This is a genomic window from Streptococcus sp. 2022WUSS135 (assembly GCF_044427045.1).
Taxonomy (GTDB): domain Bacteria; phylum Bacillota; class Bacilli; order Lactobacillales; family Streptococcaceae; genus Streptococcus; species Streptococcus hashimotonensis.
Genome location: NZ_JAOTGL010000029.1, coordinates 1 through 23,143, shown reverse-complemented (window position 1 = coordinate 23,143; position 23,143 = coordinate 1). Strand labels below are relative to the sequence as shown.

At 43.5% G+C, this 23,143-nt stretch carries 21 protein-coding genes; 2 read left to right on the top strand and 19 right to left on the bottom strand.

Going from position 1 to position 23,143, the window contains the following annotated elements; all coding sequences use genetic code 11:
- Positions 1 to 150: 150 nt before the first annotated feature.
- The 4 genes from tpx to tehB form a co-directional block, all read right to left on the bottom strand.
- Positions 151 to 636, bottom strand: coding sequence for a thiol peroxidase (gene tpx, locus ODU45_RS08480; protein WP_105212536.1), 486 nt, complete (start codon positions 634 to 636; stop codon positions 151 to 153).
- Between the two features lie 288 nt (positions 637 to 924).
- Positions 925 to 3,375, bottom strand: coding sequence for a heavy metal translocating P-type ATPase (locus tag ODU45_RS08475; RefSeq protein ID WP_398581124.1), 2,451 nt, complete (start codon positions 3,373 to 3,375; stop codon positions 925 to 927).
- Between the two features lie 120 nt (positions 3,376 to 3,495).
- On the bottom strand, positions 3,496 to 5,331 hold the full coding sequence (locus ODU45_RS08470; RefSeq protein ID WP_398581123.1) for a C69 family dipeptidase: 1,836 nt from the start codon (positions 5,329 to 5,331) through the stop codon (positions 3,496 to 3,498).
- Positions 5,332 to 5,523: 192 nt separating this feature from the next.
- A complete protein-coding gene (gene tehB / locus ODU45_RS08465; protein WP_398581122.1) occupies positions 5,524 to 6,384 on the bottom strand; it encodes an SAM-dependent methyltransferase TehB in 861 nt (286 codons plus the stop codon).
- Positions 6,385 to 6,537: 153 nt separating this feature from the next.
- Between tehB and ODU45_RS08460 the strand changes: the two genes are divergently transcribed.
- Entirely contained in the window at positions 6,538 to 7,581 is a 1,044-nt protein-coding gene (locus tag ODU45_RS08460) for a zinc-binding dehydrogenase (RefSeq protein ID WP_024411773.1), read from the top strand.
- A gap of 96 nt (positions 7,582 to 7,677) precedes the next feature.
- Here the strand turns inward: ODU45_RS08460 and smpB are convergent, their stop codons facing one another.
- The 11 genes from smpB to ybeY form a co-directional block, all read right to left on the bottom strand.
- The gene (gene smpB / locus ODU45_RS08455; RefSeq protein WP_398581121.1) at positions 7,678 to 8,145 is read right to left on the bottom strand and encodes an SsrA-binding protein SmpB; all 468 of its coding nucleotides are present in this window, start codon (positions 8,143 to 8,145) and stop codon (positions 7,678 to 7,680) included.
- Between the two features lie 2 nt (positions 8,146 to 8,147).
- On the bottom strand, positions 8,148 to 10,517 hold the full coding sequence (rnr, locus tag ODU45_RS08450) for a ribonuclease R (RefSeq protein WP_398581120.1): 2,370 nt from the start codon (positions 10,515 to 10,517) through the stop codon (positions 8,148 to 8,150).
- A gap of 50 nt (positions 10,518 to 10,567) precedes the next feature.
- Positions 10,568 to 10,801: a preprotein translocase subunit SecG gene (gene secG, locus ODU45_RS08445; RefSeq protein WP_002935768.1), complete on the bottom strand. Its 234-nt coding sequence runs from the start codon at positions 10,799 to 10,801 to the stop codon at positions 10,568 to 10,570.
- 46 nt (positions 10,802 to 10,847) lie between these two features.
- The gene (gene rpmG, locus ODU45_RS08440) at positions 10,848 to 10,997 is read right to left on the bottom strand and encodes a 50S ribosomal protein L33 (RefSeq protein WP_012775228.1); all 150 of its coding nucleotides are present in this window, start codon (positions 10,995 to 10,997) and stop codon (positions 10,848 to 10,850) included.
- On the bottom strand, positions 10,997 to 12,202 hold the full coding sequence (locus ODU45_RS08435; RefSeq protein ID WP_024382497.1) for a multidrug efflux MFS transporter: 1,206 nt from the start codon (positions 12,200 to 12,202) through the stop codon (positions 10,997 to 10,999). Before ODU45_RS08435 ends, rpmG begins: the two co-directional genes overlap by 1 nt.
- On the bottom strand, positions 12,189 to 12,791 hold the full coding sequence (gene coaE / locus ODU45_RS08430; protein WP_398581119.1) for a dephospho-CoA kinase: 603 nt from the start codon (positions 12,789 to 12,791) through the stop codon (positions 12,189 to 12,191). The genes ODU45_RS08435 and coaE overlap by 14 nt, the downstream gene beginning before the upstream one ends.
- Positions 12,784 to 13,611 carry a DNA-formamidopyrimidine glycosylase gene (gene mutM / locus ODU45_RS08425; protein ID WP_398581118.1) on the bottom strand — a complete coding sequence of 276 codons (828 nt, stop codon included), beginning with the start codon at positions 13,609 to 13,611 and terminating at the stop codon, positions 12,784 to 12,786. Before mutM ends, coaE begins: the two co-directional genes overlap by 8 nt.
- 652 nt (positions 13,612 to 14,263) lie before the next feature.
- A complete protein-coding gene (locus ODU45_RS08420) occupies positions 14,264 to 14,701 on the bottom strand; it encodes an N-acetyltransferase (protein ID WP_044763504.1) in 438 nt (145 codons plus the stop codon).
- A 254-nt stretch (positions 14,702 to 14,955) separates the two neighbouring features.
- Positions 14,956 to 15,855 carry a GTPase Era gene (gene era / locus ODU45_RS08415; RefSeq protein ID WP_002935752.1) on the bottom strand — a complete coding sequence of 300 codons (900 nt, stop codon included), beginning with the start codon at positions 15,853 to 15,855 and terminating at the stop codon, positions 14,956 to 14,958.
- A gap of 16 nt (positions 15,856 to 15,871) precedes the next feature.
- Entirely contained in the window at positions 15,872 to 16,273 is a 402-nt protein-coding gene (locus ODU45_RS08410) for a diacylglycerol kinase family protein (RefSeq protein ID WP_012027339.1), read from the bottom strand.
- Positions 16,254 to 16,751 (bottom strand): rRNA maturation RNase YbeY, encoded by a 498-nt coding sequence (gene ybeY / locus ODU45_RS08405; RefSeq protein ID WP_105121843.1) that lies wholly within the window; start codon positions 16,749 to 16,751, stop codon positions 16,254 to 16,256. The genes ODU45_RS08410 and ybeY overlap by 20 nt, the downstream gene beginning before the upstream one ends.
- 99 nt (positions 16,752 to 16,850) lie before the next feature.
- Between ybeY and ODU45_RS08400 the strand changes: the two genes are divergently transcribed.
- A complete protein-coding gene (locus ODU45_RS08400) occupies positions 16,851 to 17,663 on the top strand; it encodes a MurR/RpiR family transcriptional regulator (protein WP_105212529.1) in 813 nt (270 codons plus the stop codon).
- A 103-nt stretch (positions 17,664 to 17,766) separates the two neighbouring features.
- On the opposite strand, the gene ODU45_RS08395 is transcribed toward ODU45_RS08400, so the two are convergent.
- From ODU45_RS08395 to ODU45_RS08380, 4 genes are all read right to left on the bottom strand, one after another.
- Complete coding sequence (locus tag ODU45_RS08395) at positions 17,767 to 19,275, bottom strand: PTS transporter subunit EIIC (RefSeq protein WP_012027342.1); 1,509 nt, start codon at positions 19,273 to 19,275, stop codon at positions 17,767 to 17,769.
- A 27-nt stretch (positions 19,276 to 19,302) separates the two neighbouring features.
- On the bottom strand, positions 19,303 to 20,004 hold the full coding sequence (locus ODU45_RS08390; protein WP_105105591.1) for an N-acetylmannosamine-6-phosphate 2-epimerase: 702 nt from the start codon (positions 20,002 to 20,004) through the stop codon (positions 19,303 to 19,305).
- A 310-nt stretch (positions 20,005 to 20,314) separates the two neighbouring features.
- A complete protein-coding gene (gene sly / locus ODU45_RS08385; RefSeq protein ID WP_079397084.1) occupies positions 20,315 to 21,808 on the bottom strand; it encodes a cholesterol-dependent cytolysin suilysin in 1,494 nt (497 codons plus the stop codon).
- 492 nt (positions 21,809 to 22,300) lie between these two features.
- Positions 22,301 to 23,011 (bottom strand): HAD family hydrolase, encoded by a 711-nt coding sequence (locus ODU45_RS08380; RefSeq protein WP_105105592.1) that lies wholly within the window; start codon positions 23,009 to 23,011, stop codon positions 22,301 to 22,303.
- Positions 23,012 to 23,143 lie beyond the last annotated feature (132 nt).

Sequence of the window (23,143 nt, the reverse complement as noted above, 5' to 3'; positions counted from 1 at the left end):
ACATCTATTTTTATAATCATCAACGATTTCAAGAACGCAACAACGGCCTTGCCCCTCTTGAAATGAGGAACAAGGCCGTCGCCTAATCTTTTATTATTTCATTGTCCACTTGACAGGGAGCAGTTCATTCAGACACCGTTTTGTATTCTTTTACTTGACAGCTTCCAAAGCTGCTTCATAGTCGGGATGTTCGTTGACATTGTCCAGGTATTCTACATAGGTGACTTCATTGTCGGCATTGAGGACAAAGACTGCACGCGCCAGCAAATTCCACTCTCGCATGAGCACACCGTAGGATTTACCAAAGGCATGGTCATAGTAATCAGACAGGGTGATGGCATCTTCCAAACCTGCAGCCCCGCACCAGCGTTTTTGAGCAAAAGGCAGGTCTGCTGAAACCGTAATAACAACCGTATTGTCACGGTCAGCCAGTTCCTGATTGAAGCGACGGGTCTGAGTATCGCAAATCCCTGTGTCAATAGAAGGCACCACACTGATGACCTTGGTCTGCTTGCCAAAGTCTTTCAGACTTTTCAAGCTCAAGTCATTTGCCATGAGGACAAAATCAGGGGCGGTATCTCCCACTCTTAATTGCGGACCTACCAAGGTCACCGGTTTTCCAATAAAGGTTGTCATAAACATCTCCCTTGCATTTATTACTCAATGAAAATCAAAAGTAGTCTAGCTTCAACTATCTGGTAGATAGTTGAAGGTTGGAAATATAGCAAACTATGTTTGCGTCTTCAAGCCGAAGATAGAACTCTGTTGCTTTCTTATTTCAAGGCAACAGGCTAAAAAGCTCCACAGGAGCTTTTCACTCATCAAGGCGAGTTGACAACGGATAATTTTGATTTTCGAAGAGTAGAATATATTTATTGTAAGCGTTTATAAACAAAAATACCAGTTTTTTGACTGGTATTTTCACTATAGTTTGTAGGTTTTCAATCGCAGAGCGTTCAAGACGACGGACACTGAGCTGAGGGCCATGGCTGCACCTGCAAACATAGGATTGAGCAGAGGTCCACCAAATACATGTAACAGCCCCATGGCAATTGGAATGCCAATCACATTGTAAGCAAAGGCCCAGAAGAGATTTTGTTTAATAGTCCGCATGGTTGCCTGGCTGAGTTTGACAGCCTTGACCACATCCAAAATGTCACTATGCATGAGAACAATGTCGGCAGACTCAATGGCAATATCAGTCCCAGAACCAATAGCTAGACCCACATGGGCTTGAGCTAGGGCTGGGGCATCGTTGATGCCATCCCCCACCATAGCGACTGTTTTGCCCTGTTCTTGTAAGAACTTGACTTGGTTGGCCTTATCATCTGGCATGACCTGACTGACCACCTGCTCAATGCCGACTTCCTTGGCAATGGTCTGGGCAGTTTTTTCATTATCCCCAGTCAGCATGACCACTTCTAATCCCATGGCTTGCAGAGCCTGGACAGCCTGACGGCTGGTCTCTTTTACTTTATCAGCAATGGCAATGACTGCTAGTAATTCTTGCTGGCTGGCTAGGAAAACAGGCGTCTTGGCTTGATGGGCAAATGCCTCCGCAACTGCACGTCCTTTGGAAACATCAATTCCCTGTTCCCGCATCAACCGTTCATTTCCCAGATAGATGGTCTGCTCTGCTATTGTCACCGAAAGACCACGACCTGAAAGAGCCTGAAAATCAGTGGCAGGCAAGAGAGCAATCTTTTCTGTCTGAGCTGCTTGCAGGAGAGCCTGAGCCAAGGGATGCTCGGAAAATTGCTCGCTACTTGCTGCCAGCTGGAGGACCTGCTCACGATTTTTAGCAGACACCAGATGAATGTCTGTCACCTGAGGTTTGCCCTCAGTAATGGTCCCTGTCTTGTCGAAGACAATGGTATTCACACCTTGTAGGGTTTCAATAGCTTGACCAGACTTGAACAGAAGACCGTTTTCTGCCCCTTTTCCAGTCCCAACCATGATAGCCGTCGGAGTTGCTAGACCCAGAGCACAAGGGCAGGCGATGACCAAGACGACGATGATAATACTAAGTGAAAAAATCCATGATTCTTGCCCCAAGAAATACCAGGCCAGACCGGACAAGAAAGCCAAGCCCATGACAACTGGCACAAAGACGGCAGATACTTGGTCAGCGAGTTTGGCAATGGGGGCCTTAGACCCTTGAGCCTCTTCTACCAAACGAATAATCTGTGCCAGAGTCGTATCACGACCAACCTTGGTAGCCTGCATGGTTATGGCACCTTGCTGGTTAAGGGTACCGCCAAAAACAGTATCGCCTAGAGCCTTCTTCACTGGCAGGCTCTCACCCGTCAACATGGATTCATCGACACGTGTCTGGCCTTCTAGAACTTGACCGTCAACAGGAATCTGCTGACCTGGGCGAACAATGACCTGGTCACCGACCACCACATCTTCAATCGGTACTTGCATTTCCTGCCCATTTCGTAGGACCTGAGCCGTCTTGGGAGCCAGATCCATCAATTTCTTAATGGCCTCAGAAGTCTGACCTTTGGCTCTAGCTTCAAAGTATTTTCCTAGGGTAATCAGAGTCAAAATAACGGCGGCTGATTCAAAATACAGTTCTGGATGGTGACCGTGCATGGCTACTTCTTTTCCCATCAGAAGAAAAGCAATCATCAACAGACCTTGAACCAAGGCTGCTCCAGTCCCAACAGCAATCAAGGAATCCATATTGGGATGGCCTTGCAAGAGAGTTTTAAAGCCTTTTTGGAAAAAACTGCGTCCCATATAAAGGACAGGGATGAGCAAGATGACTTGGCTGACCGTATAGACTAGCGGTTGATGGAGCAAAGCTGGTAATGGAAGCCCGCCCCAGGGCAACATAGGCCCCATAGCAATATAGAGCAGTGGAAGAGTAAAGACTGCTGACCAGACAAATCGTTTCCAAAGACTGTCTTCCTTGCTTGGTCCCTTACCCGCCGTCTCTTCCACTTCTTCTAATCTGATCAGTTGATAACCTGCTTGCTCAACTGCTTTTTCAAGACTAGCTGGATTTTGCTTATCATGGCTATAACGGATGGTTGCCTTTTCTGTTGCCAGATTAACACTGACTTCTTCTACGCCCTCTAGTTTGCCCAGAGCTTTTTCAACCGTCATGGCACAGGAAGCACAGGTCATACCTGAAATGTCATAAGACTCAGTCACCAAGTTATCGACTAGCTGATAACCCGCCTTTTCAACTGCCTGACGAATATCCTCTAGTCCCAAAAGCTTTTCATCATAGCTAACACTCAATTTTTCAGTCGCTAGGTTGACACTGGCTTCTTCTACTCCTGCTAATTTACCAACAGCTTTCTCAACCGTCAGAGCACAGGAAGCGCAGGTCATGCCTTGAATGGGATAGTTTGCTTGTTTCATAGGTTACTCCTTTTCCGACTACATCTGTAAACAAATTATACAACATACGACTACATTTGTAAACAAAATTGTTTCAAAAAAGTAGATTGAAATCAATCCAACCTACTTTTACATATTCATTTATTCTTTACTGGATTTTTTTCGATGAAGAAAAATTGCTGTTAAAATTCCTGCAACACCTAGCGCCACCAACAAGATGCTGACTTGCTCACCTGTACTAGGAAGATTTGATTTGCCTTTTTTATTGGTAGGTGTTACTTTCTTATCAGAAGATACTACTGTTCCGCTTGATGAGGAAGTATCCGTAGCTCCTCCTGTGTTAGAACCACTTGTAGACTGACTTGTACTGCTTGAAGTACTGGTTGAAGTTTCGGTACCACTTGATGATGGCTCAGTGCTGGTCGATGGTTCAGTACTACTTGATGATGGAGTTGTTGCAGCTTCAATTTTAGCCATCATTTCAGCTTCAACAGCTTTTAATTGCGCAAAAATTTCTGCTGAACGAGCCAAGGTTGCCTCTGTTACAGTTGGAGCCAGAGCTACGGCTGCATCTTCTGAAAGTCCAGCATATTGAGCATCAAGAGCTGCCTGTGCAGCAATCCATTCTTTTTCAAGTGCAATCCATTTTTCTTGAATTGATGTACCAAATAACTCTGGGTGTGAGATGGCCATCTTATCAATATTTTGCACCGTCCAGTACCATGAATTCGTGTCATAAGAAGCTGAGCGATTTTTAAAGGCTTCATAAGTATCAGTCACAATACCATAAAATGGAACATACGGTGTATTCCTTGTCTGAGCTAAGCCCAACCATACTGTGCCACCGAAGGCTGATGGTAAGCTACTATTAATCTGATAAACATGGGCATCGATGACGTTTTCATTACCAAGAGCGTATTTATAAGTCGCATCTGCCACTTGATCATTCGCACCATTATCCCCTTGTTTTACCTTGCCTGCTTCATCGTCTGGACGAAATTCTGGAAGATGTTCAAAACGGTTACGTTGTAAGGCAAAGGTATCTTGTAAACTAAAGCGACGACTTGGGTCTGTTGGCTGACGCAGTAAATCATACACACCATCTTCATAGGTTACAGACGATGCTGGATCTAACAATTTTATACCAGCGTATGTCCGAGAACGATCACCATCAGCATAATTCTCAGGTCCATATGATTTGGCAATGTGGAACTTCCCATCAACCATCATATAATTTTCAGCCTGTTTGGCTACTTCTTCAACCTTTGCAGAAGCAATCACATTTTCTGTATCGGTAAAATCAACATGACCTAGATAGTAAGTATTTGCAAAAATTGCATACTTGTCTTCAGGGAATTTGATGGCTACGTATTGGTGACCTGACAAAATTTCCATGTACCAAACTTCATTCTTATCAGCAATAACAATGATATTCCCCTCTGCCGAACCTTTTTCATCAATTGTCTTCGCAATTAATTCGATACCTTCACGCGCACTGGTGACTCTAGGAAGAACATAGTCAATCAAAATGGCCTCACCTAGTCCCCCCGCAGTTACCAATGGGTCAACAGCTAAAACTTTTTTATTTGGAATAGCTGTAACAGTAGCAGTCATGGACACACCTTTTTCATTAAATCCATGCGCACCAAAATTACCGTTTGACCCATCCCCACGTGCCGCATCAGGCGTAGAGGTGTACTTGAACTCTTTTGCCAAGTGTGGTGCTGTGAAACCGAATGATTCATCCACCAACATATCCCCCTTGGCATAGGTTGCTGCTGGAACCACAATATAATTTTTATTGTGCGCTCCATTATTTGGTGGATATGGATAATCTTCCGTTCTACCATAAAAGATAGAACCATCCGTTGTCAACCCTTTCCCAATGATAAAGCCTGAACAGGCTTGAACAAGTTGAACAGGGAATAGGCAAACCAACATTAGAAATGTGGCTATACGAACAAAAGTCTTTTTCATAGACTTCTCCTTTCCTGATACTCTGTGAAAATCAGAAGTAGGCTCCTTCCAAAAATAGGAACTCAGAGACTATTTTACACAAGTCTCCGACCCAAACAGAAGATGATTTTCGTGGAGTATAATATGATTTACCCATTTGCACCTACATTGTAACGCAAAAGCACCTGCCTTGCAAGTGCTTTCAAAAAATATTTATCCTTTTTTCCTAGCCAACATGGTCGCAAACCGCATCTTGAGGAAATTACCATGTTCGTCACGCTTATGGAGCTGACCAAAATCCTCATTGTACTTAACCAATTCCCAGTCACGGTAGTATTCCTTCAACTCACCTGCTCGAAAGGTAAAGGAGAAATTCATCGGACAGGGTGCATCCTCCGTATCCATGGCCGCCACAATCAAGTTATAGCCACTAGGCCGTGTCTGCTCCTGCATATTGCGGATAATAGCTGGCACCCGCTCCCGCTCCAAGAACATAAAGACAACGGTTGAGATAATCCAGTCGTAATCCTGCTCCAGACTAGCTGAGTTAATATCGTAAGTCCCAGCCTGCAAGTCCAAATCTTCTACTTCCTTGACCTGCAAGAGTGTCCGAATACTTGGTACATCTTTATCTACAGCAGTTACCTCAAACCCCTGCTGAGCCAAATAAAGACTGTTCCTGCCATGACCACAGCCCAAATCCAAGACCTTACAAGGCTCGATGATTTTCAATGCCTCTAAGACCTCTGAATGGGTTCGCGTATAGTCATACTTTTTAGCAAAATAATCCTCTGGTTGACAGAAAAATTCCAAGAAAAACTCCGTATCCTCTGTCAATAAGGTCACCCGATGCCAAGCCTGTGGCTCCACAAAAGGAATATCGTCTGTCGGACCATAGACATATTCTCCCAAAATCTCATTATCATCTGAAATTGGCTCAAATTTGAGTTGACCTCTCAAGACCTTGATTTTGGCCCAAGTACCCACCTTGGTATTGTGCTTGGTTAAAAAATGCTGGGGAACCGTATCCTGATTCCAAATGGGCATGCGTTTGTAAGGAACTAAAACCGTCATTATCTCTCCTTTTCTTTCCGATACACTTAGTCTATCACAAAGGAAATATGAATTCAAACCCATTTTTTTCTTGACTTGGAGTTAACTCCAAGGTGTATAATATTCCATATCAATCAGAAAGGATATTTACTGACAAGTAAATGTGCGATGAATATGAAAGCAGCTATTTATGAAAAAGCCGGTAAGATGACCGTTGCAGAAATCGAAAAACCAAGCCTTCAAGCCAAGGATGACGTCATTATCAAGGTCGTTCGGGCCTGTGTCTGTGGCTCAGACCTTTGGGGCTACGGAGAAGACATTCACCATGACCATGGTGACACCAACTCTGGTCATGAAGCCATCGGTATCGTTGAAGAGGTAGGCGAAGACATTACAACACTTGTTCCTGGTGACTTTGTGATTGTTCCATTTACACACGGTTGCGGACACTGTGATGCCTGTCGTGCTGGCTTTGACGGTACTTGTGACAACCATCCAGGCTACACCAACTGGGGCAACAACTACCAGTCTCAATACATTCGTTTCCACTACGGCAACTGGGCCTTGGTCAAAATTCCTGGTCAGCCAAGCGACTACTCAGAAGGCATGATTAAATCTCTTCTAACCTTGGCAGATGTTATGCCAACAGGCTACCATGCTGCGCGTGTTGCAGATGTCAAACCTGGTGACAAGGTTGTTGTCATCGGTGATGGTGCAGTGGGTCAATGTGCCGTCATTGCTGCAAAAATGCGCGGAGCTTCTCGGATTATCATGATGAGCCGTCACGCAGATCGTCAGCAAATGGCTTTGGAATCAGGCGCAACTGCTGTTGTTGCCGAACGTGGTGAAGAAGGCATTGCTAAAGTCCGTGAAATCCTAGGTGGCGGAGCGGATGCTGCCCTCGAATGCGTCGGTACAGAAGCCTCCATTGACCAAGCTCTCGGTGTTCTTCACAATGGTGGTCGTATCGGTTTTGTTGGCGTACCACACTACAACAACCACGCCCTTGGATCAACCTTTGCTCAAAATATCATTATCGGTGGTGGCTCTGCTTCTGTCACAACCTATGATAAGGAAATTTTGCTCGATGCTGTTCTCAAAGGCGACATCAACCCAGGTCGAGTTTTCACCCAAACTTACAGCCTGGACAATATCGACCAAGCCTACAAAGACATGGCCAACCGCAAAACGATTAAAGCAATGGTGACGGTGGATTAATACTCTGCGAAAATCAAATAATAAACCCCAGATAGTTTTAAATTGTCTGGGGTATTTGTTTTCCTATAACAAAAAAGACCAGGATTTCTCCCAGCCCTAGCGACTATTGATCGCCTTCATGGTCCGTTTAATATCACGGTCTTGCTCACGGCGTTTGATGGACTCTCGCTTGTCGTAGTCATGCTTCCCTTTGGCAAGCCCAATCAGGACCTTGGCAAAGCCGTCCTTGATATAGACCTTGAGCGGCACCAGGGTCATCCCCGTTCCCTTGACCTCATTGCCCAATGACTCAATCTGCTTCTTCCGCAAGAGAAGCTTGCGGGTCCGCGTTGGCTCCTGGTTCCAGATATTGCCCTCATCGTAGGGACCGATATGAACATTAACCAACCAAGCCTCGCCCTGCTTGATCTGGGCAAAGCCGTCCTTAAGGTTGATCCGCCCCGCACGAATAGACTTAATCTCCGTCCCCGTCAGGACTATCCCCGCCTCCACTGTATCGACAATGGTATAGTCGTGGCGGGCTTTTTTATTCTGTGCAATCACATTGCCCTCACCCTTGGCCATGCCTATCTCCTTTTCTTCTTGTTCTTTTTAGCCACTTCTTTGTAAAATGGTTTCTTTTTCTTGTCTGACTTTCCAGTCTTAGACTTGTGGTCTTTCCCAGACTTGTGACGTCCGCTGTCGCGACCAGCAGCTTCTTGTTTGTGGTGCTTGCCCCGTCCTCGCCCTGACCGATTATCACGGTCACGGTTGGAATGACTGGCGATTCTCCGCTTGGCTTTTAAGGCTTTTTCGACGATATCCAGCTCGGACGGCACGTGGGCAAAATCGATTTCCCCTGTCATCTTGTCCGCCCGCGTTAGCTTGATACGGATTGGCTGACCGACACGGAAGACCCGACCAGATTTCTCACCCTGCAAGGTCAGAGTCCGCTCGTGGAACTGGTAGTACTCGTTGAGGTTGGTGACATGGATCAGGCCTTCAACCGTATTTGGCAACTCGACAAAGAGACCAAACTTGACCACGCTAGACACGACACCGTCAAACTCTTGCCCAACAAATTCTTGCATGAACTCTGCCTTCTTCATAGCTTCGACTTCCCGCTCTGCCTCAATAGCACGGCGTTCTAAACTGGACGAAGACTTGGCAAGCTCAGGAATAACTTGCTCAAAATGCTCTGCTTTTTCCGCAGGATTGTGACCATAGTCCCGCACCATACGGTGCACCAGCAGGTCGGGATAGCGGCGGATAGGACTGGTGAAGTGGGTGTAGAACTCCGCACCCAGTCCGTAGTGGCCGTGGTTGTACTCCGAGTAGCGTGCCTGCTGCATGGAGCGAAGCAACATCATGTTGAGGACATCGGCATAAGGTTCATCTTTGACCCGCTCCATGAGGTCCTGAAGGGCATCCTGGCTGATAGAGCTGGCTGTTCCATAGACCGTCAGACCAAAGCTGGTCGCATAGTCGATAAACTTCTGCAGCTTGTCCGACTTAGGCTCCTCGTGGATCCGATAGATGAAAGGCAGGTCCAGCTTGGCAAAATGCTCGGCCACGCACTCATTGGCCGCCAGCATGAAGGACTCAATCATCCGCTCGGCAATCCCACGCTGACGCAGTTGGATATCAACTGGCAGACCGTCCTTGTTGACAATGATTTTGGCTTCTGTCGTATCAAAATTCAGAGCTCCACGCTTGTACCGCATGGTTTCCAGGGTTTCGTGGAGTTTGATCATGAGGTTCACACTTGGCACGATTGCCTTGTATTTGTCCAACTTTTCCTGATTGCCCGTAATCATGTCATTGACATCGGAATAGGTCATGCGGAAGGTGGTTTTGATGACCGTCTGGCCAATCCAGTGCTTGACTACCTTGCCCTTGTGGTCAATTTCCATAATAGCCGACTGGGTCAGGCGGTACACGTTTGGATTAAGGGAGCAGATACCGTTTGACAGGCGTTCTGGTAGCATCGGCACCACACGGTCGGTCACATAGACAGAAGTCCCCCGTTTGACAGCTTCCTGGTCCAAGGCAGAGCCTTCTGTCACATAGTAGCTGACATCAGCGATATGGACACCCAGCTCCAGATTGCCGTTCTTGAGCTGCTTGATATGGACCGCATCGTCCAAGTCCTTGGCATCTGCACCGTCAATGGTGAAGATGATTTCATCTCGCAGGTCCAAGCGACCTTCAAAGTCCTGTTCTGACGGACTTTCTGGCACTCGATTGGCCTCTGCCAAGACTTCATCAGGGAATTCCGACACGATGTCCATGGATTCCAAGACCTCCAATACATCGATGCCCACGTCATCCTTGTGACCCACTACATCCCGAATGGTCGCAACAAAGTGGTCCCGTTTCTTGTTGGGATAGGCTTCAATATCGACTTTGAGGATTTCCGTTCCGGTCAACACCAGAGGTGACTTCTTGATGTAAATCTTCTGAGCGATTTTCTGATTTTTAGACTTGATGTAGCCTGCATATTCTGGCTTATCTTCGTCAAAAACAATCAAGCCTACCGCAGTTTTCAGGCTATGTTCTAAAATATCAATGACTTCCGCTTCCGCAGCCGTCCCCTTGAGCCTGTCCGCTACTTTCTTGATTGCCACTTCCACTCGGTCGCCCTCAATAGCGAAGTTGACATCGTCACGACTGACAAAGAGATCATCTTCCGCCTCGTCAATGGTCACAAAGCCAAAACCTGACTTGTGGGCACGGAAAATGCCCTGCAAGGTCACCTTGTTTTTGGATATTTTGGGAGCAGGAAGAGTAATCCGCCCAGCATTGTCAAAGACAAGTTGACGACTGCCTTCCATGCTAGAAACCAGCTTGACCAAATCTGTGAAGCTCTTAGCAGAACTGGCTCCAAACTGATCTGCCAGCTGGTCCATGGTCACAGAACCAACTTCTTTAATATAGTTAATAATTTCGTTTTTCATCTTACCTTTACTAAAAAAATAGACCAAGAACAAGTCCCAGTCTGATTTATCTACTTACTTGAAATGATAACAAGTGCCAGCGCATCCAGCATCCAAAGAAAAACAAGAATAGCTGTAATGCGTTGCATCACCGCTTCAAAACCACGGGCCTTTGTACGTTCAAATAAGGCTCCACTAGAAGAGTCAAAGACGTTGCTAGACTGGTTTTTAGCCGGTTGAATAAAAATCACTACAATCAAAATAACAGATAAAATCAACAGAATTGCTAATAATGCTTGATACATATTTTTTTCACTTTCTACAATAACTTATGACATTATACCATAAAACCTACTTAGTTTCAAGGTGGAGGGTTACTTTTCTCTCTTTTGGGCAGTATTTAAGGACTTCAATCTTATCTGGATGAGTCTTGGCGTTTTTGCTAGTCAAGTAGTTCTTACTACCGCATTCTGAACATTGTAAATTGATTTTAACTCTCACTAAACATCCCTTACTTTCAAATAGTTTCTAAAATTGGTCAAAGACCAGATAAGGTTAAAGAGGACAAGTCCGCTGGACAGGTAAAATACCCAGTCATAACCCATGTGAGCAGCCACCGCAGACCCCATCATGGGACCAACAACAGAACCTAGATTATTAAAGAGTTGGTTGTAGGAAAATATCCTTGAAATCCCTTCTTTTGGAGTCAACTTGGTCAAAAGAGAATTAACCGAAGGCAACAATGCTCCTGTCCCAAAACCATACATGAATCGCAACAAACCAAGCTGGAAAGGATTTTCTGCAAAAACACAGAAAACATTAATCAACAGACTGTAAGTCAAAGCAATTAATAGAAGTCGATGGTTGCCAATACGATCACCAATTTTCCCTAAATAACCTGATGTCACTAGCGATGCCATACCAGGCAAGGAAATGATAAAACCAGCAACAAATAACAGATTATCTGTCTGTCCCAAATGCCGCACGTAGAGGGTCAATATAGGAACAACAGCCTGAGCAGCTGCAATAATAATCATAGAAGTCACAAAAAGCCCAACCAGCATCTGCCGATCTTTCACCTGCTCAAATACCTCTTTAACCGACATCTCTTCGCCTTTTTTGATTGGAACAAAATCCTCTCGAATATAGAAAACGGTCAGTAACACAACGATAGCATAAAGAAGTCCCACCAGCAAAAATACCATATGTACGCCAAACATCTCTGCTAAGATACCACCCAGGGTCGGACCAATCAAATTACCCGCTACCGCACCTGTTGACAATGTACCCAGAGCATACCCCGTCTTATCCTTTGGAACCTGACTGGCAATCAAGGCAGTCGCATTGGGAATGTATCCTGTAAATACCCCATTCAGGACACGTAAGGCAAGCAACCAAAAAACATTTGGTACAAAGGCCATACCACCCATAGTAAAAATCATCGCAAAAGCAGCCCGCACCATCATGGGCTTGCGACCGTAACGGTCCGCCAAACTCCCCCAAATAGGTGCCATCAAGGCTGCCGCAAGGGCATTAACAGATACCGCAAGTCCCGCATAATATTCTACCTGTCCAGGGCCCACCCCCAACTCTTCCACAAAAACCGAGATAAAAGGCATAACCAAGGTAAAACTCGTCCCTGTTAGGAAATTTCCCAACCAAGCCACCTTCAAATTCTGCTTCCAATAACTACTACCGTCGTCCATCCTTTAATTCCTCCAAAAGTTGCGCAACCTGTGCTAAGGTCGCCTCAACCGCTCCGCTATTATCAATCACCACCTGGGCTTGCGACCGTTTTTCCTCTAAAGAAAGCTGAGCTGCCAGCCGGTTTTCCGCATCTTGAACGGACAAGCTATTGCGTTTCATAAGCCGCTCCAACTGCTGTGCTCTATCGACATAGACCAGCCAGACTTCATCTACTTCCCCGCTATAATCCGCCTCGTAGAGCAGGGGAATATCCATGAAAACCACTGGATTGGTCTGCTTGAGGGCGTCCCTTCTGGCTAACAGCTCCTGCCTGATAATTTGGTCCTGTAGGTCAGACAGACGAGCTCGCAGATTGCTATCCGCAAAAACAGCCTGACCCAGCTTAGCCCTATCCAAATTCCCATCAGCTGATAAAATATCTTGACCAAACTCGGCAAGTAAGACCTGATAGAGTTTTCCGCCCTTGGCCTGCAATTCATGCACGACCGCATCCGCATCGATGACTGGATAGCCCTGTTCTCGCAAAAACGCTGTAACCGTTGATTTTCCTGAAGCGATACCGCCTGTCAATCCGATAACTTTAGCCATGTTTCACCTGACACTGAGGACAGAAATGTGTCCCTCGACCTCCCAGCTGGATTTTGACAATCTCTGTCTGGCAACGGGGACAGGCCTGCCCTGTCTTTCCATAAACTTGTAAATAATCCTGCATGGTCCCGTCCATGCCCAAGGCATTTTTGTAGGTCCGAATGGTTGAGCCACCTTTTTCGATACCCAGTTGTAGAACTTCTATGGTGGCTTGACGGAGGTCTGCCACCTGCTCAGCCGATAGCTGATTACTTGCTTGAGCAGGATGAACTTGTGCTCTAAACAGAACCTCATCTACATAGATATTGCCCAAACCAGCCACCAAAGACTGGTCCAAAAGATGCGACTTAATAGGCTTTTTCGACTTAGCTAACTTTTGGGCAAATTCTTCTAAGTCAAAATCTTCCTCCGTCGGCTCAGGACCAATTTTTCGACTGATAAAATAGGCATCCACATCTGCCTTGCCCAGCAGTTCCATTGTGCCAAACTTGCGGACATCCTGATAAACCAAGGTCGAGCCGTCCGTGAAAGTAAAAAAGGCATGGAAGTGCTTGTTGGCAGGCACCTTGTCAGGAAAGAAATTGTACTTACCTTCCATCCGCAAGTGGGAAATGAGAACATGGTCTGTCAGGTAAATCAAGAGATACTTACCACGACGGTCCACATCTAAAATCTCCTGACCAATCAAGTCCTGACAGAAGGCATCCACCCCAGTCTTAATCATAGGAGCATAGGTCACCTCGACCTTTTCGATGACCTTTCCCCTGACCAACCGATTCAAACCACGACGAACCGTCTCAACCTCAGGCAATTCAGGCATACTAAGATACTAAGCCGTTAAGCGACTCAAAGAAAAATAGAAACCTGACCGACGGTGCTTCGGCACCTAGGTTACGGTTGTCTTTTTTCAAAGAGTCGTAGGCGAGTTCAATTACAACACCTAACCGGCTTTCCTTTCTAAATAATGATAACAAGATAAAAGGAGAGCGATGCTGTGTGACTTGCACACAAGGAGCTCTATCTATTTGGGAGAGGGAAAGAACTCGAACAATCCTAGAAGAGTTTACCTCACATCCATAAATCTAAGTTCGGGCTAAAATAGTCCACTGGACTATTTTACTCCCACCCCCACACAGCTCCAAAGGTTTGGGGAACCTTTGGAGGTTGGAAATAGTGCGAACAGGGTTCGCTTCCTTAGTATAGGTCAGATTGGGAGTGTAGAACACGAACAAATCTGCCAATCAACCACTGTGCTGAGATGTTGACACTAGCCTTACATAGTGCAACAAACTACCTTTTCAAGTACGCTAACACTCGTCCTTTCTAACAAAATTACAAAGCAAATAGAAACCTGACCGACGATGCTTCGGCACCTAGGTCACGGTTGTCTTTTTTCAAAGAGGCCTAGGCAAGTTCAATTACAACACCTAACCGGCCTTCCTTTCTAAACTAAATTTTTGATTGATAACCTGTTAATCACTAGTCAAATCTAGAACATAGTGAACTGTTCGACTAACTTCTCGGAAGCCATGTTTGATATGAAAGTTCTGGCTCAGTAGATTGTCTAGTTCCGCATCAGACCCTAGTTGGCATACCTCTCGGCTTTTAGCCCAACCCTCTGCAAAATTTAACAGTTCTTCCGCAATCCCTTGATTACGATAATTCGGACTAATAAAAATTCCTTCTAAATAGGCAACTGGACCCGCCTGACATCCTTCTACATAGTCGCGGCGAAGCGACAAACTAATCCACGCTATCGGCTCCTCACTTTGAGAGTAATACAAAAACTCAAAAGGAAACTCATTATTTGAAAATTTTTCTATCAAAACTTGCTCTTTTGTCTGCCAAACCTGACTTGCAAAAGTAGCCCAGATAGAAAGAGTCTGTTCATTAACTGCTCTAATTGTCATAATATCTCACCGTAACGACGGAAAACACCACAAAAGTGGTGCTTCACGCTTGAAATTGATTCATTGCTATTCTGGTGAGACAAGTCACACCAGGCTACCTCGCCTTCCAATTTCTAGGCTCGGGGTTTCAAATGGTCACTTTCACATTCCTATGTGACCTGCTGAAACAGTCTATTCCCAGACTGCTTCGCTCCCCCGAACCTTCCTCGCTCTCTAATTTCTAGGCTCGGGTTAAAAACGTCCCCCGGACGTTTTTAATACTCTTTCTCATTATAGCCAAAATCGGCGAGGTCGAGTTTTTTGTCACGCCAGTTTTTCTTGACCTTGACCCAGGTTTCGAGGAAGACTTTGTCGCCCAACATCAATTCAATATCACGACGGGCCATGGAGCCGATTTTCTTGAGCATGGCTCCTTGCTTGCCGATGATGATGCCTTTCTGACTATCACGCTCAACCATAATCGTCGCTCGGATATGGACCTTGTCGGTAAATTCATCACGTTTCATGGACTCGATGACAACGGCAACAGAGTGCGGAATTTCCTCACGAGTCAGGTGTAGAACCTTCTCCCGAATCATCTCAGATACCAAGAAACGTTCTGGGTGGTCAGTGATTTGGTCCGCTGGGAAATACTGGAAACCTTCATCCAGATTTTCCTTGAGAATTTCCATGAGACGATTAACATTGTTCCCTTGGGTAGCAGAAATTGGCACAATTTCCTTGAAGTCCATCTGTTGACGGAAATCATCAATCTGTTCCAAAAGCTGGTCTGGATGAACCTTGTCAATCTTGTTAACCACTAAAATGACTGGAACCTTGGCCTGTTTAAGGCGTTCCATAATCATGTCGTCACCCTTGCCTCGTTTTTCATCGGCTGGCACCATAAAAAGGACCGTGTCAACTTCACGAAGAGTGCTGTAAGCAGACTCCACCATAAAGTCACCCAAGGCCGTCTTAGGCTTGTGGATTCCTGGTGTGTCAATGAAGACAATCTGCTCTTCTTCTGTTGTATATATACCCATAATCTTGTTACGGGTTGTTTGAGCCTTGTCGCTCATGATGGCAATTTTTTGCCCCATTACATAGTTGAGAAAGGTTGATTTCCCAACGTTTGGACGACCTAAAATCGCCACAAAACCTGACTTAAATGTCATGTATTCTCCTTATATTCTAAAAAATAAAGTCCCAAATTTTCGGCACAAAGATAATCAATCCTGTCAACAAGGCAAATCCTGACACAAACAAGACTGCCCCTGCTGCCATATCTTTTGCATTCTTTGCCAACATAGAAAAATGATAGTCTGACGCCAAATCCACCACATTCTCAATAGCCGAATTCACAATTTCAAAAGCGATAACCAGACTAATACTAAGCAAGAGGAAGAGCCATTCTGTCACAGATACTTGGAAAATAAGTCCCGCAAGCACAACAAGGACAGCTGAAGCAAGGTGCTTCTTCATATTGCGTTCTTCCTTGAAAGCCGTCAACAAACCTGTTACTGCAAATTCTAGACTAGCAATCAATTCTCGGTTTTTCCAGCGATTTTTTGAATTATTCTCTTGTAAGTCCATAGGCCGTCAAAATTTCTTCTTGTAAACCAAACATTTCTGCTTCTTCTTCTGGCGTATAATGATCATAGCCATTGATATGCAGAAAACCGTGTACAGCTAAAAAGCCCATTTCGCGCTCGTAGCTGTGTCCGTAATCTTCAGCTTGCTCATGCGCCTTATCGATAGAAATATACAATTCACCAATATAGGCATCGAAATCTTCCATCATTTCAGCCAATTCAGGATTGTCCAGTAAGTCTTCCTCATCAAAAACAATCTCCGACTCTGGCTTATATTCTAGACTGACAACATCTGTGGGACGGTCAATTCCTCGGTATTCCAAATTGACCTCATGGACGCGAGCATTGTCCACAAAGGTCACAGCCATTTCCTTATTTTGCTTGCCAATTTTTTCGGCAGCAAACTGGAGCAATTCTGTAATCTGCTCCTGCATTTGAGCAGAAACCTGCCCTGTTTCATCAATCATTTCAATATACATAATCTTACATTCCTTTTACGTTTCCATTATATCATAAAACCTATCAATGAGGGGGTTTTAGTGGTATAATGTCCTCAGAAGCTATCAGAGGAATGGAAAATGTTACAAACACCGAAACACATCACTGCCATCATTGAGTCTCATCTGGATCAGATGACTAGACTTGAAAAGCAGATTGCCAGTTATTTTACTCAGTTAGACCCATCTAGCGCCGATCTTAGCCAAGAAAACACTATACAGCAACTCCACATTTCTCCATCTGCTCTTACCCGTTTTGCCAAAAAATGTGGATTTTCCGGTTATCGAGAATTTGTCTTTGCCTTTCAGAATAACCAACAATACTTGGATAAACATTTTGAAAAATTACAGCGGAGCCTAACAAAAAAAGTCTTGATAGACTATGAGGAAATCCTAACTGCTACCAATAAACTAGTAGATGAAGAAAAATTGGAAGAGATTGCCAAACTGATTGACAGTAGCAAGCGTGTCTATTTTTACGGAATCGGCAGTTCTGGTTTGGTTGCAATGGAAATCAAATCCCGCTTTATGCGACTGGGTGTAGTCTGTGATGCAATTACTGATAAAAACAATCTTATTTGGACAACTACTATTTTAGACCCTAGTTGCCTGGTCATCGGTCTTTCTCTGTCTGGTCAGACAGAAGAGGTCATGGAGCATCTCCACCTGGCTGCTCAAAAGGGGATTCCTACCGCCCTGTTAACAACCAAGAGTTTTCCCCATCCGACTTTTGACCAAATCATTCCAGTCGCCTCTGTTCGCCACCTCAATTACGGCAATCGTATCTCACCCCAAATTCCCCTGCTCATCATGCTAGATATTATCTACGCCTATTTTTTGGCTATTGACAAGGAGAAAAAAGAGAATATTTTCAAGCAAACTATTAGAGAATAATTTATCCATCTTTCTATTTCACAACACTCTTAATAAGACAAAAAGCATTCAAAAATACCCGATAGGTACAGTTTGAATGCTTTTAATTCGCTTAAATCTAACTCTATTCTTCAAGACCAAGAATTTGATTGATTTCTTGGCTATACAGAATAGCCTTACCTCCGAAAATAGCCTGTATTCCGCCTTTTACATCCAAAACAGCCGTTGCACCTATCGACTGAATAACTCCCTTATCCACAAGACCACTATTTCTGAGCGATACTCTTAATCGAGTCGCACAAGCAGTTACGTTCTCAATATTATCTGCTCCACCAAGAGCATCGATGATAGCAATTGCATTATCACGAAGACTAGAACCGTTTGATAAAACTTTTTCAGAATGCGATGCTTGATCACTGCTTTCCATACCAGGAACTAGCACGTGAAATTTGGTTACTAAAAATTTGAAAACTAGATAATAAACTGCTGCCCAAAGCAAGCCAACAGGAATCACGTAAATCCAATTGGTTTTGTCATTTCCTTGGAAAACACCAAAAATCAAGTAATCAATAAGCCCACCAGAAAATGAGTTCCCAATACGAATTTGCAGGAGATCCGCAACTAAGAATGATAGTCCATCTAAAAATGCGTGAACAACATATAGCCATGGAGCAACAAACAAGAAAGAAAACTCGATTGGTTCAGTAATTCCTGTCAATAAGGAAGTTAATGCACTACTTGAATAAAAACTACCAACCTTCTTACGATTTTCCTTAGGAATTGCGTGATACATAGCCAAACAAGATGCTGGTAGACCAAAAATCATCGTTGCAAATCGACCAGCAAAAAATCGAGTTCCATAAGTAAATAAGCCTGTATGGTTCGCATCTGCTAATTGAGCAAAGAAAATATTTTGCGCACCTTGGATCGTCTCACCTGCTACCACTTCACTTCCACCTAATGAAGTATACCAAAACATTGGATAGATGGTATGGTGCAAGCCAAAGGCACCTGTCAAACGTAATCCAAAACCATATAAGAAGGTTCCAAAACTTCCCATCTCTGCTATTGCCTTACCAAAATCAACTAACAAATTCTGAATCGGTGGCCAAATTATATAAAAAATGGAACCAATCGCAATTGCTGCAAATGATGAAATAATTGGAATAAAGCGAGAGCCTCCGAAGAAACCAAGAAAGGCTGGTAATTCAATTTTTCGGTATTTATTGTGTAAAGTTGCAACAGTGATACCAATCGCTAAAGCGCCCAAAACTCCAGTATCAATGCTTGCTCCCTTATCTGCAAAAAGAGTTAAAAATCCACTAATAGTAGCCGTATAAACCAAGTATGCAACCCCAGCAGATAGGCCAGCAGTCCCCTTATCAGCATCTGCCAAACCTACAGCAACACCAATTGCAAAAATCAACGCTAAATTCGCAAATACCGCACTACCTGCCGTACTCATGATAGTGAATACAGCTTGCAACCACGCTTGATCCAATACAGGAAATTGTGCTACAGCATTACTATTTGATAAGGCGCCTCCAATTCCCAGTAAGAGACCAGCAACAGGCAAAATTGAGATTGGCAACATAAAGGCCTGCCCTAGCTGAGAAAACTTCTTAAAATTCATACTCCATTCCTTTCTATAACCTATTTATTATTTATGTAAAGCACTAATAAACCGCTCTGCGATTTCTTTTGGACGTGTAATTGCACCGCCTACAACAATTCCTGCCACACCTAAATCATGAATAATTTTTACTTGGTCAGGATAGTGTATTTTTCCTTCCGCTATCACATCGATACCTGCTCGGCACAAGCGGTCAACCAATTCAATATCCGGTCCCTCCTCCTGCCTACTATAGGATGTATACCCCGAAAGTGTTGTCCCAACAAAATCGATGCCTGCTTCATAAGCAGTTAATCCTTCCTCAAAGGTTGAAATATCTGCCATAAAAAGTTGTTCGGGGTATTTTTCCTTGATTTGATTAATGAAATCAACAATATCGAGTCCGTCATAACGCTCACGCTTGGTACAATCAAGAGCAATGACCTCAATATCTAGAGCTGCTAACTCGTCTACTTCTCGCATCGTAGCCGTAATAAAGGGCTCTTGTGGAGGATAATCTCGCTTGATAATTCCGATAATTGGCAAAGTAGTTACTTCTTTTATCTCCTTAATATCTCGTACACTATTGGCCCGAATACCGACAGCCCCTGCTTCTTGGGCAGCCTTGACTAGTAAAGGCATAATACCGCCTTCTTCCCTATACAGGGGTTCGCCTGGTAAAGCCTGACAGGAAATAATAATACCGTCCTTAATTTGTTGCTTTAAATCTGTCTTACTAATAGTACCCATTGTGTCATTCCTTTCTGCTCTATACTAGAGATAGCGCTTACATTATTTATTATATAGTATATTATTATTTTTTCAATAACCTCTTTTTATTTAGAATGTAATTTCGATTTTTGTAGAAATACAAAAATTCCTGAAAATAGTTTCAGAACGAGTTCTCATACCTAAAAGTAGTTTTTAGGAAAATATAAAAGATTCTACCCAAAATTTGAATAGAATCCTTATTTTAATACCATTTTCTTGTGATAAGTTTCTGACGAATAGTGTTTAGCTCCTAGCCTCTGTGGCTAAGAGAGTATAATACATTGCCAGATTACTCTATCACCTCATCCGCATACTGTGGGTATAACGTTGTTCCCCAGATGGTTATTTTACGTTGACCAACAAGTGGTAAATCTTTGTCATAAACTGTTCTCCACCACTCCCATGCTAATCCTGTACATTCTTGAATATTGACATGAAGATTGCGAGCATTTCCTGGAATTTGAATGGTTTCACTCCAGTGTGAGGTCAGATTTACACCATTCTTATCCCAAGCTTTTGGTTCCCAAACTTCTTCTCCAGCTTCATTGTAAGATACTTCTTCCCAAGTAATGTTGTATTTCGCAACATAAGCACCTGAATGATCCAATGTCAATGCACTGCTATTATGGACGGTTGAAGTTGTTTCTATGTACTCTGAATTGCTCAAAATCTGAGCAGGTCTATTGTCTTTGACAAAGTTGGTTGAATACGAAATCGGAACACCTGGATTGAGTTTTCCGTATCTTGCACCTTCTTCAATAATCTTCTTCAGTGTTTCAATATTTCCGCTCACAACAGTAGCTGCACTACCTGCATCCCCACCAAAAATATAAGCAGAGAATGAAGTATTTTTCAGAATGTCTTGATACTCAGCATTGCCACTAATATCAACGCCTTTGATGGCTGCTTTAAATGCGGCTTGAACTTGGGTACTCCTACTGCTAGTTTCTAACTTGATGAACATAGAGCGTCCATAAGAAACGCTGGAAACATAAACAGGAGGTACCTCATCTGTTATCCCATTTCGTTGCAAATCTTCTACAGTTGTCCCTTCTGCAAAAAGCTTGCTTGGAGATTCTGGTTCATCAACACTAACTGTATAATAAATTTGTTTAAAGTTAATAATCTGAACCTGTTTTTCACCCGAATTCACGGCATCAAAATTGATATCTAATGGTACTGCAATTTTTTCAAAAGAGGTTCCGAACTTCGTTTTTAATTGTGACATACTGTATGCCATTGTTTCATCATATTGAAGCTCTGCTTGGGTATTGCCATACTCTCCAGCATACGTATTATTCCATTTAGACAGAAGGTTATTCACCCCTGTTCGAACAGTACTTCTTGTTGGAGAATTTACAACGGTGTGGCTATCCCCATTGGCCAAACCAGGTAAATTCAAACTAAGCGTCAGATCACCCCGCGCAATACTGATAAGCGTTGGATTATTATCCAGAAGATTTTGGTCAGCACGCAATAAAGCACCTGGATAAATATTTGCGGCCTTAGCATCAATAACAGCAATATCTGCACTATTGTTCGTAATATTCTTCTTTTCTCTGCGAAGTACCACAAAACGTCCGTTTTCTAACATACCAGTTGTTGCTGGCGGATTATCAATGTATTCTCCCTCATTTGTAAGAATCTCTTGTGGCTCGTAAGTCAAGCTTTGAAAATACTGATTAATATCTTGTTTGGAATCTGCAAGAACACTCAATGGTGTGACCCCTACGAGTGCCAAACTGACTATTGAGCTTAAAATCAAGTGTGAACTTTTTCTCATAAGTTTTATCCTTTCATGTTTTCATTAATGAAATGAATAGACATAAAAAATGGTATTAAAAAAACAAACGTTTGCAAATTCATTCTGCACCTTTTTAGATAAGTTGTCAAGACTCCTTTAGATGGAAAACAGACAAAAAACAGATTACCCCCTCTATTTGTTGTTTTTCCAACAATTTTCGGAACATTTCTGTAAACAACCTATTCATTTTCTGTTTTTTCTGAATTTCTGTCAGTTTTTCATACACATTGTCGCTTATAAATATTTGCAACAACAGCTAGATATTATAGACAATATGTAAAGACCTCCAATTGAGTGTAGTAATTCCTGTTAGAAGTTGATTGCTTTTTTATTCTAGTTACAGGTAAATCCACGAATTCTCAACTGGGGGTCTTTACATATTGTCTATACCTCCTCTTTTTGAACACAAAAACTCCCCCGACTAGCTTCTAATCCTATTAAAAACTTGTTAGGAGAGTTATTCCATTTTATTTATCCAATCGGCTTTATGATGTTTTTGATAAGGGAATCCAGGTTGGACCATTCGTCAATCATATAATCTGCCCGAAAGGAACTTTCTGGCTCTGACCGTTTTCTGTGATTAAACCAGACCGCTTGCCAACCAGCTGTTTTTGCTCCGATGATGTCATTTTCAAACGAATCCCCTAGATAACAAATATCTTCGCCTGACATCCCCAAACGTTCTTCCATTAGTTGAAAAATAGCAGGATTTGGCTTTGTGATACCAACTTGTCCAGAAATAAGGACATGTTCTAGCTCAAACCAATTAACTAACCCCATCGTGCGTATCTTTCTCAACTGATGTCTATAAGGTCCATTCGTAATAATCCCCATTGCAATTCCTTGCGCCTGACACCACGAAAATATTTCTGGAAACACTGGACTGAGCTCTATCTGCCCTTGAAAATAATCATAATCTATTTGAATAGCTAAGGCTGTTGCATCAGACACCTGATACCCAAAATCTGCCAAAGCATGTTTCATCCGATAAATATGACTGTCTTTCAGACTCATCTTTCCAGTTGCTGTCTCTTCAAATACTTCATCCGCATATCTGCGAAAGGAAAGGTAGAGTGGTTCAATTTGCTCCCTTGCTACTTCAATATGTCTTTCCAAAGCACGTTCAAACGGTTGAATCTGATCATAAAGCGTATCATCTACATCAAAAATTAAGGCTTTCATGAGTCAATCATGACCACCCGTCAAACGGGTGGTTTGAACAAGGGCTATAAGCCCACATCACCAGCCAGCGCCTAAAGACGCTGGCTTTCACTTTGTTCAAGCCTCACTGCTTTTGACTCGTCACTAGCCTCT